Origin of the sequence: Clostridium sp. 1001275B_160808_H3 (assembly GCF_015550425.1) — a bacterium.
GTDB lineage: Bacteria > Bacillota > Clostridia > Clostridiales > Clostridiaceae > Clostridium.
Genome location: NZ_JADNAT010000014.1, coordinates 1 through 15,710 on the forward strand (window position 1 = coordinate 1; position 15,710 = coordinate 15,710).

A 15,710-nucleotide genomic window follows, 5' to 3' on the forward strand; every position below is an offset into this window, starting at 1 on the left:
TGATAGGTCAGAGGTGTAAGTGTGGTAACATATTTAGCTGACTGATACTAATAGGTCGAGGGCTTGACCAATAAAAACAGGCTTAAAATTAATTCGTATACAATTTTCAGAGAACACTCTGAAATCTGGTGATGATGGCGTAGAGGAAACACTCCTTTCCATTCCGAACAGGAAAGTTAAGCTCTACAGCGTCGATGGTACTGCATGGGAGACTGTGTGGGAGAGTAGAACGTTGCCAGGTAATGTGGCTCGATAGCTCAGTCGGTAGAGCAGAGGACTGAAAATCCTCGTGTCCCTGGTTCGATTCCTGGTCGAGCCACCAGGTATGGCGCTATAGCCAAGTGGTAAGGCAGAGGTCTGCAAAACCTTTATTCCCCGGTTCAAATCCGGGTGGCGCCTCCAAAAAATCCTACAAGATTACTTGTAGGATTTTTTTATTTGAAAATTATCTTTTTTTGAATAAGTAAATCATTATCGGATAGGAATTCGAATAATGAGCCTATTGGAATAGTTATATTAGGATAATCATGACCTATAGGAAGACCTTGAATAATAGGTATATTTAATGGAAGTAATTTTTGCTTTATAATCTCATCTATTGAAAAATCAGTATCTTTATTTGTACAGTCAGTAAAATATCCTATCATTATTCCACAAAGCTTTTGAAGTTTTCCACAGGAAATTAGTTGTGATAACATTCTATCCACAGCATAAGGGCTTTCATTGACATCTTCAATAAGTAGAATATTATCTTTAAAATCTATTTCATATGGAGTCCCAATTGTAGAACAAATTATAGATAAATTTCCTCCAACGATATTACCTTTAAAATTTTGTTTGTTCCATACTAGATAATTATCCACACATATATCTTTCAAGTTGTATATTATTTTAGAATTTTTATTTGAAAAAATTTTTAAGAAGTATTCTTTAGTCATGATATCATCAAAATTAGATGTTATCATTGGACCATGGAATGTCGTAAACTTACAAGTTTTATTAATATAATTTAATAATAAGGTTATATCACTATATCCACAGAAGGGCTTGGGATTATTCTTTATCAGTTTTAGATCTAAATAAGAAGCCATTCTAATTGACCCGTAGCCACCTCTAAGACAAACTATAGCATCTACGTCCTTATCAGCAAACATGGAATTAAGATCATCAGCACGGGCTTTATCATCTCCAGCTAAATATCCATAAGAATCATATAAATGCTTACCTTTTTTTATTTTAAATCCTAGCTTTTTAAATATATCGATTTTTTTATCTATAAATTCCCTAGATTCTGATGATGCCGGAGCAATAATACCGATAGTAGCAGAACTATCTAATGTTTTTAATTTTAACAATATATGCACCTACTTAAAATTATTTATATGTAAATATACTACAAAAAAAATAAAGCTAGTACTGATAACTAGCTTTATTTCTATGAAAACATATCTTTTCGATACAATAAATATGCTGCACCAAAAGTTAATATTGATGTAATAACCATTGTAATTTCAAAACCATATTCATTATTAATTAGTGGCATTTTTATAAAATTCATTCCAAATATACCACCAATAACAGTAGGTATTGCCATTAATATTGTAACAGAAGCTAAAACTTTCATAACTATATTCAGGTTATTTGAAATAACAGAAGCGAAGAAATCCATTGTACTTGCAAGAATATTACTATATATTTCAGTCATTTCAATAGCTTGTTTATTTTCAATTATAACATCTTCTAGAACATCTTGATCTTCCTCATATTTTTGCATTATATCTAGTTTTAGCATTTTTTCAAGAGTAATTTCATTTGCTTTAAGTGATGTAGAGAAGTAAACCAATGATTTTTCTAATGAATGTAGTTGAATAAGTTCTCTATTTTTCATAGATTTATGCAATCTTTTTTCTATCATTAAACTCTTTTTATCTATTTGTCTTAGATAAATTAAGTAAGAATTCGATATTCTATTTAATATTTGTAATATAAACCTTGATTTTTTAAATGAATAAAATGATTTCACTTTACCATTTATAAAATCAGTTAAAATACGACTATTCTTTAGACATACTGTTATAAGTTGCTTTTCTGTATGAATAATTGCTAAAGGATATGTATCATATGTAAGTGAGTTATCTTCCATTTCAGTAAATGGAATATCTACTACAACTAATAAACAATTATCTTCTATATCTATACGAGAAGTTTCCTCATCGTCTAATGGAGCTTTTAAAAATGATAATGGAACACCTGTCTTCTTTGAAATTAAAATTAATTCTTCATCAGAAGGCGCTATAATATTAATCCAACAACCTGGCTCTAGATTATCAAGAATTTTCAGTGATGGATTTTGTTCACTAATGCTTTTATAAATTTGTATCATAATTAACCTCCTTAAGTAAATCTCAAAGATAATTATACTATTAATATGCTTGTTTGTACTATGATAATTAAATTTTTATTTTTAAAATTATTGATATAGATAAATGAAGATATCAAAAGAAAAAATGTATATTCAGAAAATAATTTAATTCAATCAAAAGAGATGATAAAAATAAGCCTATTAATTATTAAATATTAATGTGGATAAAAGTACGGATAATTAGTATAATCACAATATTGCTTAAACGAATAAAGTAATATCTTGATGGGGGATAAATAGGAAATGATGCATAGAGAAGTTGTTGCTAAAAAGAGAGTACCAGTTATTTCAATGATCTTACTTGTGATAACAACTACATTATATTTAGGAGAAGCAGTAGAGAGATCTAAATATAATAGACATATAATTGGTCATATATTTAATATATCTCTAGTGTTAGTAACTATAATTTTGATTGTTAAAGAAATTAGAAGTTGTTCAGTGTCTTATAAATATGCAGTGATAGCAGACAAGCTTATAATAAATCTAATTAATAATAAAGAAGAAAAAAATTTAGAAAGTATAAGAATTTCTGATGTATTGTATATAGGTGAGAGATCATCTATACCTAAAGAATATCAATTTTTAAAAAAATCAAAAAGATACTTATGTAATAGAATTAATACAAAGTCATATTATTGCATTTTTAAAAATGGAGATAAAATCGAAAAAATTAAATTTCAGCCAAGCGATAAATTTATTACTAAGTTAATAAAACATGGAGAGTTGAAATGTAAGTTAGTAAGAAAAGAAATTATATAATAAAAGGCTCTATATAGAAAAATAGACTCTATATAGAGCCTATTTTTTATAAAATTCATTTTTTACTTCTGATAAAAGATTTTCATTTAATATAATATCATGCCCTGTAAAGGATAAAGATAAAGCAGCTTTCATTGCTTCTTCAAAGCCATAATCAGATATTGTGGCTTTAGCAAATTCTTTTGTACCATACTTTATGCTGTTATCTGGAACTATTGATATATAAGGATGAATGCAAGGAACTTTTTTACTAACAATTCCTAAGCTTAATCCAGAATAAATATCTCTTGGACCAGAAATATTTATTATACCATTTTCCTTTAAATTATGGCTAAATAATCTATTTAAAGTTCTGTTAGTTATTAGTTCTTCATTTTCGGGTTCATATAAAGATATTGAATATTGAACTCTTATAAGTTTTGAAACATAAATAGCAATTTCTCTCAACTTGCTTTCTGCAATTTTAGCCATATCCATTTCCTTAGCTCTAATATAAAATTTAGCTTCAGATTCTAGCGGTAATAGTAAAGGGGTAAAACCGCCATTAGATAATATTGAGTTTACTTCTACATCTTCTGGGAATCCCTTTAATAATGAATTTAAAATATTAAATGTTAAAAGAATACCGTCTAGAGATGTATATGTACCTTTATTTAAAAAGCTTAATCCACTATGACCTATAAATTTTATACTTAATGGTATTATAGCAGATGAGCTTCCACTTTCTGAGGTTATAGTATCAGGGTGTGCAACTAAAACAACATCAATATCATCGAAGACACCTTGTTTTACCATAACGGATTTGGTTCCTCCTAGATATTCACCAGGGCAGCCTATCAGTATTATAGTACCACCTATTTTTTCAATAATAGAACTTAGGGTTAAAGCAGCAGCAATTGAAGTTGATGTTAATAAGTTATGACCAGTTAAATGTCCCTCGCCAGGAACAGCATCATATTCACATAAAAAACATACTTTAGGATGACCATTTCCTTTAGATGCATAAAAGGACGTTTTTAATTCTAAAAATTCCTTTTTTACAGTAAAGTCATGATCAACTAGGAAATTACAAATATAATTATAACTATTATATTCATTGTAACTATCTTCAGGGTTATTGTATAAATAATCATTTAATTTCTTTATGTCATCTTTATTTTTTTCTAAATAATAAATCATTTCTTGTTTCATATTATTTTCCTCCCAAATTATCTTGTTTTTAATTTTCCCTTAAATTCAAATAATTATTTATTAAATATTTAATAAGATAGTAAATTTGAAATGTGTATTTAAAGGTCTATATAAATTCAATATAAATGCTTTATATAAATATTATTATTTAGACTAGATATAAAGAATTTTCATTTATATATAGGCTTTTTTAGTATAGAAATAATGTTATTTGGTGAGAATTATAATAAAATTATTATAAAAGGATGGGATAGTATGGATTTATTAATAAAAGGAATAGATAAAAATGAAAATAAATGTAAGATTTGTGGGAAAGAAGTATATAGTGATATAATTATAGAGAAAAGCTTATTATGCCATTATTGTAATGATAAGATAGCAACAATGACAGTTGATGATTTTGAGTATAATTTTTATAAAGATAGAATAAAAGAGTGGATATTAAGCAACTACAATTTTTAAATAGCATGAGGTATAAATAATGGACAAAGGAAAATTTATAGTATTTGAAGGTGGAGAAGGATCTGGTAAGAGCACAATATTGGACATGGTATATGATTATCTAGTTCAAGGTAATATAGAGTGTATTAAGACTAGAGAGCCAGGTGGAATTAAAATATCAGAAGATATACGAGAAGTAATATTAGATACTAAGAATACAAAAATGGACAGCAGAACAGAAGCATTACTATATGCTGCCGCTAGAAGGCAACACTTAGTTGAAAAAGTTATTCCTGAAATTGATAGAGGAACTATAGTTTTATGTGATAGATTTATATACTCATCACTAGCTTACCAAGGATATGCTAGAAATATAGGAGTAGATGAAATATATCAAATAAATAAATTTGCAGTAGGTGAATATATGCCAGACTTAAATATATTATTTGATATATCACCAGAAATAGGATTAGATAGAATAAATAAAAATAAAGATAGAGAAATAAATAGATTAGATTTAGAAAAAATAGATTTTCATAATAAAGTAAGAGATGGATATCTAAAACTATATAAAGAAAATAAAGAGAAGTTTGTAAAAATTGATGCAGAAAAATCAATAGATGAAGTTTTTAAGGTTGTAAAAGAAATAATTACTGATTTTATTAAATAAAATATATTGAGAGAAAAAATTTTAATCAATTTGTATATCTTTTATGATAGAATATTATTATAGGAGTATAATTTTATTGGAGGGGTTAATATGAAATTGGTAATAGCTATGGTACAAGATGATGATGCTTTAGATTTAGTAGATGCAATTACAGAAGCAGGCTTTAGAGTTACTAAGTTAGCATCAACTGGAGGGTTTTTAAAATCAGGAAATACAACCTTAATTATAGGTGTTGAAAAAGATAAAGTTCAAGCGGTTATAGATGTTGTAGAAGATGTTTGTAAAACTAGAAAACAAGTTATAACAACGCCAACCCCTATCACAGGAAATGTTGACATGTATATGTCATACCCTATAGAAATTGAAGTTGGGGGAGCTACTATATTCGTTATAGATGTAGATCAATTTATTAAAATATAATTACATTGGAGGGTGTAATGGGGAAATTTATTGGGCACGAAAGAATAATTGATAGTTTTAAAAAAAGAATAGAGAAAGATGAAATTTCCCATGCACATATAATTGTTGGAGAAGATGGAATTGGAAAGAGTAGTTTAGCTAATATACTAGCTAAAAGTATATTAGGGGTACGTGAAGATAGAAATTCTATAGACATTGTAAATTATAGATCTAAAAAAGCCTCTTTTGGGGTAGATGATGTAAGAGAAATTGTTGATGAAATAAATAAGAAGCCATTTGAAGGCGATAAAAAAGTTATTATAATTTATGATGGAAATAAGTTGACAGTACAAGCACAGAATGCTCTTTTAAAGACTATAGAAGAACCACCAAAAGGTGTTTTTATTATTCTGTTATGTGAGAGTTTAGAGCTTATTTTAGATACTATAAAATCAAGATGTCAAGTATATAAGTTAACTCCACTAACAAAGAATGAAGTTAAGATTTATATAGAAAGTTTAGGAATTGATGATTGTAGTAGTGATGAAATTAATGCTGCTATTGCATATAGTGAAGGAATCCCAGGAAAAGCTGAGGATTTTCTAAGGGATTCCTCATTAAAGGATTTAAGAAACATATTAATTGATTTATTATATACATTAGTTAGTAGTAATACGAAAAGTCTTTTAGACTTTGAAGATAAGATATTATCGTTTAAAGATAGAAAAGAAGAAATACTAAACATTTTAGCCTCCTTTATAAGAGACGTAATTGTCTATAAAGAAATAAGCGATACTAGTGGAATAATAAATGGGGATAAAATAGAAAATATAAAACAATTAGCTATTGAAATGTCCTATAAGAAGCTTAATAAAATAATCGATAAAATTGGGGACGCTAGAGTAACATTATTAAGTAATTCTAACTTTCAATTAACGATTAGAGTGATGCTTATAGGTTTTATGGAGGTTTAAATAATGATAAAAGTTGTAGGCGTAAGATTCAAGAAGGCCGGTAAAATATATTATTTTGATCCAAGCGATTTAAATGTAAAAAAAGGCGATTTTGTTGTTGTAGAAACAGCGAGAGGAATAGAGTTTGGAGAATGTGTAATTGGTATTAAAGAAATACCAGAAACTGATATAGTGGCACCATTAAAGAGTGTTATAAGAGTTGCAGAAGAAGATGATATAAATAAACATAAGGATAATAAAGTGAAGGAAAAGGATGCTTTAGATATATGCCTAAAGAAAATAGAAGAACATGGATTAAATATGAAATTAATCGATGTAGAGTATACTTTCGATAATAATAAAGTTATATTCTATTTTACAGCTGATGGAAGAGTAGACTTTAGAGAATTAGTAAAAGACTTAGCAACTATATTTAAAACAAGAATAGAATTAAGACAGATAGGGGTTAGAGATGAAGCTAAAATGCTTGGCGGGCTAGGACCATGTGGAAGACCTTTATGTTGTTCTACATTCCTTGGAGATTTCGCATCTGTATCTATAAAGATGGCAAAAGAGCAAAATTTATCTTTAAATCCAACAAAGATATCAGGAATATGTGGCAGGTTAATGTGCTGTTTAAATTATGAGCAAAGCACATATGAAGATATAAGACAGAGATTGCCTAAAGCAGGATCTATTGTTTCTATGGGAGATATTACTGGTGAAGTTATAAGCAATAGTACTGTTAAGGAAAGTGTGAAGGTCAAATATAGAAGAGGCGATGAAGAAGTAGTAGAAGAATTTAAAATAGATGATATTGAGCTTGTTGAAGGTAGTTATGAAGACTCAGTAGATGAATCAGACATAAAACTAGAAATAGAATCACCAGAAGACAAAAAGTTAATAAAGGATCTTATAAAAGATAATTAAGGGGGAGAGCTTAATGAAATCACTATTAAAGGTTGCAAATCTTAATACAAATGATGATGTTATTAGCATAAGAGAAGCTGTGGCACATAATGAAGGGGTTATTGCTTGTGAGGTAAGTCTATCTAAAAAAGAAGTAAGTGTAGTATATGATGATAAAAGTATAACTGAAGATAAAATCATTATGTCTATTGAAGAAGTAGGCTATAGTATAATATAAACAAAATAATAGAAAAATAAAGTGAAGTATCATATTATATAAATTCTTCTTAAGTCTTTAAAAATTTAAATCCTTATGATAAAATAGATTGTGAAATAAATTCATAATATTAGGAGGTGCTTTTTATGGCATTCAAAATAGAAGATTCATGTGTAAACTGTGGTGCTTGCGCTGCAGAATGTCCAGTTAATGCTATAAGCCAAGGAGATACTCAATTCGTTATCGATGAGGACACTTGCATAGATTGTGGAAACTGTGCAAATGTTTGTCCAGTAGGAGCTCCAGTACAAGCATAATTTTACATAAAGAACCGCTAATTATAGCGGTTCTTTATTTTTATGCAGATAATAATATTACAGAACATCTATCTTTAAAAGATAAATCATTAGAATATATAGTATTTGTATTATAGGATAAAATATTTTTTAATGAAGATAAAAATTTATGAGGCCCATCTAAATAAAAGTATTCAGAAGAGGTTTTAAAAAACATTGGAATTATATATCTAGGTTTTAAGAGTAAGGCGAGTTTAGCAGCAGAAAAACCATCCAAACAAAAATGACCGCCTATTGGAATAAATAAAAAATCTAAATTAGTTAGCTTATCTAATAAGTCATCATCAAGCTGATGTCCTAAGGTGCCAAGATGACAAATTCTAAATTTATCTATGTTTAATAAATATATTATGTTTTCGCCGCGTTTATATCCAGAAATGTCATCTTTAAATGTTTTATATCCTTCTAATGTGACAAAATCATTTGAAAATGAACAAGCTGAATTTATTAGTATACAGTCTTTATTAACATATTCATTAATAATTTCATTATTATGAGTATGACTAAATGTAATTATATCAGGATTTAAATCATATTTTTCTATATAGGGATATATTTGCATTGGATCTAAAAGAATCCTTTTACCAGTAGAATTTTTTATTAAAAAACTTGTATTATCAATCCATTTAATTTCCATATTTACTCACCTCTCAATATATAGTTTGGATAAAAAACTTAATATCATTCGCTTTTATTTTAGAAAATAAAATTAGTAAAATGGACATATTAAAATTTATAATATATAATAAAAGTCAAAGAAGGTCAATTTAAAAAATAGGTTTAAGAAGGTGTAAATATGGCAAGAATTTCAGATACAATAGAAAATTTTATTAAAGATATGATAGATGAAGAAAGAGAAAGACAAGTATTAATTCAAAGAAATGAATTAGCAGATAAATTCTCATGTGCACCATCACAAATCAATTACGTTCTAACAACAAGGTTTACTTATGAAAAAGGTTATATAATAGAAAGTAAAAGAGGCGGTGGAGGGTGCATAGTAATAAAAAAAATAACATACGATGATAAGGATGAAAGGCTGTCATTAATAAATACTTCGATAGGAGAAAGTATAACATATGGAAGCGCATTATCTATACTAGATCATTTAAAAGATACTAAAAATATTACAGAAAAGGAATATGAAATAATAAAGATATCTTTAAATGACAGAACTCTAGTATCTGTTGAGGATAAAAATAAATTAAGAGCTGATATGTTAAAAGGAATTATTACAGTTATATTATCGTAAAATATTTTAAGTGGCCAAGGTTTATCTGTGTAGTTGTTAATTTTAGCAATAGGGTATGGAGGTATGTATGATTTTTGGGAAGTTAACAGAGAGGGCACAATTAGTACTAGTAGAGGCTCAAAAAGAGTCACAATATTTTAAGCACGGATATATAGGAACTGAGCATATTCTTTTAGGGTTGCTAAAAGAAGGTGGTTATGCAAAGCAAGTCCTATATATTAATGGAGCTACTATTGATAAAGTGAGAAAGCTTATAGAAGATTATCTTGGTTTTGGAGATATAGATATATCAGTAGGTGAGATGTTACTTAATCCTAGAACAAAGAGATTATTTGATGATAGTCTAGTAAAAGCAAGAATATATGATCATAATTATATAAATCCAGAGCATATTTTGTTAGCTTTATTAGACGATAAAGAAGGGGTAGCTTATACGATACTTTCTACATTAAAGTTAGATTTTAAATTAATAAAAACTGATATAAGTAATTATCTATATGATAAGGAAGTAGAGGAAATAAAGATAGAAGATAAGAATAAGAAAAAAATGGTCAAAACTCCTCTATTAAATCAGTATGGAAGGAATCTAACTATGATGGCTAAGGAAGGAAAATTAGATCCAGTAGTAGGAAGAGAAAATGAGAATAGAAGAATATTAGAGATACTGTGCAGAAGAATAAAAAATAATCCTTGTTTAATTGGAGAGCCTGGAGTAGGTAAAACAGCAGTTATTGAAGGATTGGCCCAAAGAATAGTCAATGGAAATGTACCAGAAATACTAAAAGATAAAGTAATAATTTCATTAGATTTAACTTCTATGTTAGCAGGGGCAAAATATAGAGGAGAATTTGAAGATAGATTAAAAAAAGTAATGGATGAAATAAGAAGTTCTAAAGATATAATAATATTTATAGATGAAATTCATACTATTGTTGGAGCGGGGGGAGCTGAAGGTGCCATAGATGCATCAAATATTTTAAAACCTGCCTTAGCAAGAGGAGAAATAAAATGTATAGGTGCTACAACTATAGATGAATATAGAAAGCATATAGAAAAAGATTCAGCTTTAGAAAGAAGATTTCAGCCAGTTAGAGTTGAAGAGCCATCAAAAGAAGAAACATTAAATATATTAAAAGTCCTTAGGGAAAGATATGAAGCTCATCATATGGTAAAAATAGAAGATGAAGCTTTAGAAGCAGCTGTAGAGTTATCAGATAGATATATTACAGATAGATTCATGCCAGATAAGGCTATTGATTTAATTGACGAAGCATCTTCAAAAGTAAGAATAGAGAATCTAATTTCACCACCAGATATAATAAATTTACAACTTCAATTAGAGAATAACGATAAAGAAAAAGAAGAAGCAATAAAAAATCAAAACTTTGAAAGAGCAGCCTACTTAAGAGATAAAGAAAAACAATTAAAGGATAAACTGTATAATTTAAAGATGGATAGGACCGATATTGAATGCAATAATTATATTGTTAACAGGGAACAAGTTGCAAAAGTAGTATCAAGTTGGTCTAAAATTCCTTTAGAGAAATTAACAGAGCAAGAATCAGAAAAATTATTAAAGCTTGAAGATACACTGCATAAAAGAGTTATAGGGCAAAAAGAAGCTGTAAAGGCAGTTGCTAAAGCAGTGAGAAGAGCAAGAGTTGGTTTAAAGGATCCTAATAGACCGATAGGAACATTTATATTCTGTGGACCAACAGGGGTTGGGAAAACAGAACTATCAAATGCATTAGCAGAAGCTATGTTTGGTGATAAGAAAAATTTAATTAGGATAGATATGTCAGAGTATATGGAAAAGCATTCTGTAGCAAGGCTAATAGGAGCCCCTCCAGGATATATTGGTTATGATGAAGGTGGACAGCTAACAGAAGCAGTAAGAAGAAATCCTTATTCAGTTATATTATTAGATGAAATAGAAAAGGCTCATCCAGATGTATTTAATATATTATTGCAAATAATGGAGGATGGAAGACTTACAGATAGTAAGGGGAAAATTATAAACTTTAAAAATACAATAGTTATAATGACATCTAATGTTGGAGCTCATGATATAAAGAAACAAAATACTTTAGGATTTTCAACTTCAAATAGTTTAGTTGATAGCGAGTATGAAAAGATGAAAAAAAATATTATGGAAGAAATTAAGCAGCAATTCAAACCAGAATTTATAAATAGAATTGATGATATAATTGTTTTTCATAAATTAAAAGATAGTGATATATTAAAAATTGTAAATTTAATGTTAAATAATACCATAGATAAGCTTAAAGAAAGAAAAATAACAATTAACTTAAATGAAGATAGTAAACAGTTCCTAGTAAATAAAGGTGTAGATACTAATTATGGTGCAAGGCCATTAAGAAGAATAATAACAAAAGAATTAGAAGATAAGTTAAGTGAAGAGATGTTAAAAGGTTGCATTAAAGGTGGAGATAATTTAGAAGTATATTGCAATGGAGAGGAACTTTATTTTAAGCATATATCATAGTATAGAGAGAAGATTTTCCATTTGGAGAAATCTTCTCTTGTTTTTATTTATTAATAATTTATTAGGTAACGAGTAATAATATTAAGAGAAGAAAAGTTAAATAAGGATAATTGATAAAAATTACTATTTAAAAATAGTTGCATTTTAATTTATAGAAGCATATAATTAGATTAAAGAAATACCCCTGGGGGGTAGAAGGAGCGAGTCATGAGTAAAGAAGTTAAACATAAAGAGTTAATTATAATCGGTGGTGGACCAGCAGGTTTAACTGCGGCAATATATGCAACAAGAGCTAAGTTAGACATGCTTTTATTAGAAGACCAAATTCTTGGAGGTCAAGTCAGAAATAGTTATACAATAGAAAATTATCCTGGCTTTAAAAAGGTTTCAGGAACAGAACTTGCTGATTTAATGCAACAGCAAGCTGAGGAGCTTGGAGCTGAAATAGATGAATTCGATATGGTTGAAAAAGTTGATTTTAGTGGAGAAGAAAAAATAATCGAAACTAATAGTTATTTATATAAAACTAAAACTGTAATAATAGCAACAGGTGCAACTCCTAAGAAATTACCTATTCCAAATGAAGGAAAGTTTGCAGGAAAAGGAATTCATTATTGTGCAGTTTGTGATGGTGCAATGTATGAAGGGAAAATAATCGGAGTTGTAGGTGGAGGAAATTCTGCTTTAGAAGAAGCTCTATTCCTAACTAGATTTGCTTCAAAGGTAGTTATGATAAGAAGACATGATTACTTTAATGGTGAAAAAGCTACGATTGAAGAAGTTATGAATCATCCTAAGATAGAAGTTTTATTCAATGAAGATTTAGTTAATGTAGATGGAAATGACTTTGTAGAAAAAGCTATAATAAAAAATTCTAAAGATGGATCTGAGAAAGAGATACCTATGGATGCTGTATTTGGATTTATAGGAACAGTACCAAAAACAGATCATTTCAAGGATTATATAAACTTGACTTCTAATGGTTATATAAAAACTGATGAATGTATGAGAACTAACGTTGAAGGTGTTTATGCAGCTGGAGATGTTAGGGAAAAAGAATATAGACAAATAACAACTGCTGTTGCAGATGGAACTATAGCAGCATTACAAGCAGAAAAATACGTAGTAGAAAGTAAAAAATAATTAATGGAGATTTAAAGAAAGATTAGAGGAGAGATAATATGATAAAAATATATTCAACATCATGGTGCCCATCATGTATAAAAGCAAAGAGATTTTTTGAAATGAAGGGATGGGATTATAAAGAGATAAATGTAGCTGATAAGCATGAAGATAGAGAAGAAGTGTTCAAGGTATCAGGTCAAAGAACTGTACCAGTAATTGATATAGATGGAGAAATAATAGTTGGTTTTGATAAGAATAAGATAGAACTAGCTAAAAATAAGTAATAAGTAGGTGATATAATGTTTAGTTGTATAAGAGGAAAAGAAAGAACTTTTAGAAATTTAATAAATGGTGAATGGGTTAGTAGCTCAAGCGAAAAATTTATAGAGATATATTCACCAGTTGGAAATTGCTTAGTAGGAAAAGTTCCAGCAATGACTACAGAAGAAGTCGATCTTGCTATAAAAAGTGCGAAAGTAGCTCAAAAGGCGTGGAGAGATGTTCCAGTTAGTAAGAGATCAGAAATATTATATAAAGCTGCTGATCTATTGGTAGAAAAAGTTGAAGATCTTTCTGATATAATGATGAGAGAAATAGGTAAAGATAAGAAGAGTGCTGAATCAGAAATATTAAGATCAGCTGATTATATAAAATTTACTGCGGATACAGCAAAGAATTTATCTGGAGAAAGTATACCAGGGGATAGTTTCCCAGGATTTAAGAGAAATAAAATATCATTAGTTACTAGAGAACCGCTAGGAGTAGTGTTAGCGATATCTCCATTTAACTATCCAATAAATTTAGCAGCATCAAAAATAGCACCTGCTTTGGTTGCAGGTAATTCTGTAGTTTTAAAGCCAGCTACGCAAGGTAGCTTATGTGGATTATATTTAGCCAAGGTATTTGAGCAAGCAGGTGTTCCGGCTGGAGTATTAAATACTGTTACAGGAAGAGGTAGTGAAATAGGAGATTATATAGTTACACATCCTGAAATAGACTTTATTAACTTTACAGGAAGTACAGAAGTTGGTACTAGGATATCAAGGATAACAACAATGGTTCCATTACTTATGGAACTTGGAGGTAAAGATGCAGCAATAGTGTTAGAAGATGCAGATTTAGATCTTGCAGCATCTAATATAGTTGCTGGAGCGTATTCTTATTCAGGTCAAAGATGTACAGCTGTTAAAAGAATTTTAGTTGTTAATAAAGTAGCTGATAAGCTAGTTGAAAAAGTTAAGGAAAGAGTTGAAAAATTAAAAATAGGAAATCCGTTAGAAGAAGATGTAGATATAGTTCCACTAATTGACAGTAAATCAGCTGATTTTGTTTGGGAACTTATAGATGATGCAAGAGAAAAAGGTGCTCATTTACTTGTTGGAGGAACTAGAGAAGAAAATATGATTTACCCAACTCTTTTTGATAATGTAACAACAGATATGAGATTAGCTTGGGAAGAGCCATTCGGACCAGTATTACCTATCATAAGAGTTAAAGATAAAGATGAAGCTATAGAAATTGCTAATAGATCAGAATATGGATTACAATCATCTGTATTTACTGAAAATATAAATGAAGCATTCTATGTGGCAGATAGATTAGAGGTTGGGACAGTTCAAGTTAATAATAAAACTGAAAGAGGACCAGATCATTTCCCATTCCTAGGAGTTAAAGCTTCAGGAATTGGTACTCAAGGAATTAGATATTCAATAGAATCTATGTCAAGACCAAAGGCAACAGTAATTAATTTAGTTAGATAATCTAATTAAAATAGAGGAGTGATAAAATCACTCCTCTATTTTATTATATAGTTTTTATTAAAGGGAGATATACTATATCTCCCTTATGTTCAAATATTAAATATTTAAAGCTGAATCTATAGCATTTTTATCAAAACCTACAATAATTGTTCCATTTATATCTAAAACAGGAACTCCCATTTGTTTTGATTTGCTAATCATTTCATCTCTAGCAGTCATATCTTCTTGTACATTTAAATCTTCAAATTCAACATTAACTGATTTTAAATAATTTTTTGCTTTTACGCACCATGGACAAGAATTTGTACTATAAACTTTAACCATTGGATAAACACTCCTTTGCTATTATCAATAGATAATTAATATTGTTTAATATAAATTTTACACTATTTCACCATCAAATACAATAAATATCCTGTATTTTATTAAAATAAAGAATATGGTATTATATCAATGGGAAAATATAAATAAAATTCACTTTATAATATTTTGATTTTCTAGATTTGAGTTAAGAATCATATTATCTAAAGAATTGTCCATAGAGTTAGACAAGAAATCTTCAGATAAATTTTTCTTATTATCATTTTTTATGATATTTCTAGATTGAATATTAGAAAAGTATGTTTTATTAATCATAAAATCATCTCCTTGATGGTTTATAAGATTATTTTTTGCAAAATTTTAATTTTTATAACAAATTAAATAAATTACACAACTGGTCTAGACATCTATAACGATTTTTAATAT

General features: G+C 28.5%; 19 protein-coding genes, 2 tRNA genes and 1 rRNA gene. 16 read left to right on the forward strand and 6 right to left on the reverse strand.

Annotated features, from left to right (window positions below; translation table 11 throughout):
* Positions 1 to 124 precede the first annotated feature (124 nt).
* The 3 genes from rrf (at position 125) to I2A75_RS11525 (ending at position 402) form a co-directional block, all read left to right on the forward strand.
* A 5S ribosomal RNA gene (gene rrf, locus I2A75_RS11515) occupies positions 125 to 241 on the forward strand.
* 5 nt (positions 242 to 246) lie between these two features.
* Positions 247 to 322: transfer RNA gene (locus I2A75_RS11520), tRNA-Phe, on the forward strand.
* 5 nt (positions 323 to 327) lie between these two features.
* Positions 328 to 402, forward strand: a tRNA-Cys gene (locus I2A75_RS11525).
* A 32-nt stretch (positions 403 to 434) separates the two neighbouring features.
* On the opposite strand, the gene I2A75_RS11530 is transcribed toward I2A75_RS11525, so the two are convergent.
* Both I2A75_RS11530 and I2A75_RS11535 read right to left on the reverse strand, forming a co-directional pair.
* Positions 435 to 1,355: an LD-carboxypeptidase gene (locus I2A75_RS11530; protein WP_195264616.1), complete on the reverse strand. Its 921-nt coding sequence runs from the start codon at positions 1,353 to 1,355 to the stop codon at positions 435 to 437.
* Positions 1,356 to 1,435: 80 nt separating this feature from the next.
* Positions 1,436 to 2,383, reverse strand: coding sequence for a magnesium transporter CorA family protein (locus I2A75_RS11535; protein WP_195264617.1), 948 nt, complete (start codon positions 2,381 to 2,383; stop codon positions 1,436 to 1,438).
* Positions 2,384 to 2,665: 282 nt separating this feature from the next.
* Here I2A75_RS11535 and I2A75_RS11540 point away from each other — a divergent pair, with 282 nt between their 5' ends.
* The gene (locus tag I2A75_RS11540; RefSeq protein WP_195264618.1) at positions 2,666 to 3,184 is read left to right on the forward strand and encodes a hypothetical protein; all 519 of its coding nucleotides are present in this window, start codon (positions 2,666 to 2,668) and stop codon (positions 3,182 to 3,184) included.
* Positions 3,185 to 3,223: 39 nt separating this feature from the next.
* Here the strand turns inward: I2A75_RS11540 and I2A75_RS11545 are convergent, their stop codons facing one another.
* Positions 3,224 to 4,375 (reverse strand): M20 family peptidase, encoded by a 1,152-nt coding sequence (locus I2A75_RS11545; RefSeq protein WP_195264619.1) that lies wholly within the window; start codon positions 4,373 to 4,375, stop codon positions 3,224 to 3,226.
* A 255-nt stretch (positions 4,376 to 4,630) separates the two neighbouring features.
* Between I2A75_RS11545 and I2A75_RS11550 the strand changes: the two genes are divergently transcribed.
* From I2A75_RS11550 to I2A75_RS11580, 7 genes are all read left to right on the forward strand, one after another.
* On the forward strand, positions 4,631 to 4,837 hold the full coding sequence (locus tag I2A75_RS11550; protein ID WP_195264620.1) for a sigma factor G inhibitor Gin: 207 nt from the start codon (positions 4,631 to 4,633) through the stop codon (positions 4,835 to 4,837).
* Positions 4,838 to 4,856: 19 nt separating this feature from the next.
* Positions 4,857 to 5,486 carry a dTMP kinase gene (gene tmk / locus I2A75_RS11555; RefSeq protein WP_195264621.1) on the forward strand — a complete coding sequence of 210 codons (630 nt, stop codon included), beginning with the start codon at positions 4,857 to 4,859 and terminating at the stop codon, positions 5,484 to 5,486.
* Positions 5,487 to 5,576: 90 nt separating this feature from the next.
* Complete coding sequence (locus tag I2A75_RS11560) at positions 5,577 to 5,906, forward strand: cyclic-di-AMP receptor (protein ID WP_008681260.1); 330 nt, start codon at positions 5,577 to 5,579, stop codon at positions 5,904 to 5,906.
* Positions 5,907 to 5,923: 17 nt separating this feature from the next.
* Positions 5,924 to 6,859, forward strand: a complete 936-nt coding sequence (locus tag I2A75_RS11565) for a DNA polymerase III subunit delta' (RefSeq protein ID WP_195264622.1) — start codon at positions 5,924 to 5,926, stop codon at positions 6,857 to 6,859.
* A gap of 3 nt (positions 6,860 to 6,862) precedes the next feature.
* Positions 6,863 to 7,768 (forward strand): stage 0 sporulation family protein, encoded by a 906-nt coding sequence (locus tag I2A75_RS11570; RefSeq protein WP_195264623.1) that lies wholly within the window; start codon positions 6,863 to 6,865, stop codon positions 7,766 to 7,768.
* A gap of 13 nt (positions 7,769 to 7,781) precedes the next feature.
* Positions 7,782 to 7,985 (forward strand): heavy-metal-associated domain-containing protein, encoded by a 204-nt coding sequence (locus I2A75_RS11575; RefSeq protein WP_195264624.1) that lies wholly within the window; start codon positions 7,782 to 7,784, stop codon positions 7,983 to 7,985.
* 125 nt (positions 7,986 to 8,110) lie between these two features.
* On the forward strand, positions 8,111 to 8,281 hold the full coding sequence (locus I2A75_RS11580) for a 4Fe-4S binding protein (protein WP_008681251.1): 171 nt from the start codon (positions 8,111 to 8,113) through the stop codon (positions 8,279 to 8,281).
* 40 nt (positions 8,282 to 8,321) lie between these two features.
* On the opposite strand, the gene I2A75_RS11585 is transcribed toward I2A75_RS11580, so the two are convergent.
* Positions 8,322 to 8,957, reverse strand: a complete 636-nt coding sequence (locus I2A75_RS11585; RefSeq protein WP_195264625.1) for an MBL fold metallo-hydrolase — start codon at positions 8,955 to 8,957, stop codon at positions 8,322 to 8,324.
* A gap of 159 nt (positions 8,958 to 9,116) precedes the next feature.
* On the opposite strand from I2A75_RS11585, the gene I2A75_RS11590 reads away from it, so the two are divergent.
* From I2A75_RS11590 to I2A75_RS11610, 5 genes are all read left to right on the forward strand, one after another.
* Positions 9,117 to 9,572: a CtsR family transcriptional regulator gene (locus I2A75_RS11590; protein ID WP_195264626.1), complete on the forward strand. Its 456-nt coding sequence runs from the start codon at positions 9,117 to 9,119 to the stop codon at positions 9,570 to 9,572.
* Between the two features lie 67 nt (positions 9,573 to 9,639).
* Entirely contained in the window at positions 9,640 to 12,078 is a 2,439-nt protein-coding gene (locus tag I2A75_RS11595) for an ATP-dependent Clp protease ATP-binding subunit (protein ID WP_195264627.1), read from the forward strand.
* Between the two features lie 207 nt (positions 12,079 to 12,285).
* On the forward strand, positions 12,286 to 13,221 hold the full coding sequence (gene trxB, locus I2A75_RS11600; protein WP_195264628.1) for a thioredoxin-disulfide reductase: 936 nt from the start codon (positions 12,286 to 12,288) through the stop codon (positions 13,219 to 13,221).
* Positions 13,222 to 13,259: 38 nt separating this feature from the next.
* Positions 13,260 to 13,487: a glutaredoxin domain-containing protein gene (locus I2A75_RS11605; protein WP_195264630.1), complete on the forward strand. Its 228-nt coding sequence runs from the start codon at positions 13,260 to 13,262 to the stop codon at positions 13,485 to 13,487.
* A 15-nt stretch (positions 13,488 to 13,502) separates the two neighbouring features.
* Positions 13,503 to 14,963, forward strand: coding sequence for an NADP-dependent glyceraldehyde-3-phosphate dehydrogenase (locus I2A75_RS11610; RefSeq protein WP_195264631.1), 1,461 nt, complete (start codon positions 13,503 to 13,505; stop codon positions 14,961 to 14,963).
* A 96-nt stretch (positions 14,964 to 15,059) separates the two neighbouring features.
* On the opposite strand, the gene I2A75_RS11615 is transcribed toward I2A75_RS11610, so the two are convergent.
* Positions 15,060 to 15,287, reverse strand: a complete 228-nt coding sequence (locus tag I2A75_RS11615) for a glutaredoxin family protein (protein ID WP_195264633.1) — start codon at positions 15,285 to 15,287, stop codon at positions 15,060 to 15,062.
* Positions 15,288 to 15,437: 150 nt separating this feature from the next.
* Positions 15,438 to 15,599, reverse strand: a complete 162-nt coding sequence (locus I2A75_RS11620) for a hypothetical protein (RefSeq protein WP_195264635.1) — start codon at positions 15,597 to 15,599, stop codon at positions 15,438 to 15,440.
* Positions 15,600 to 15,710 lie beyond the last annotated feature (111 nt).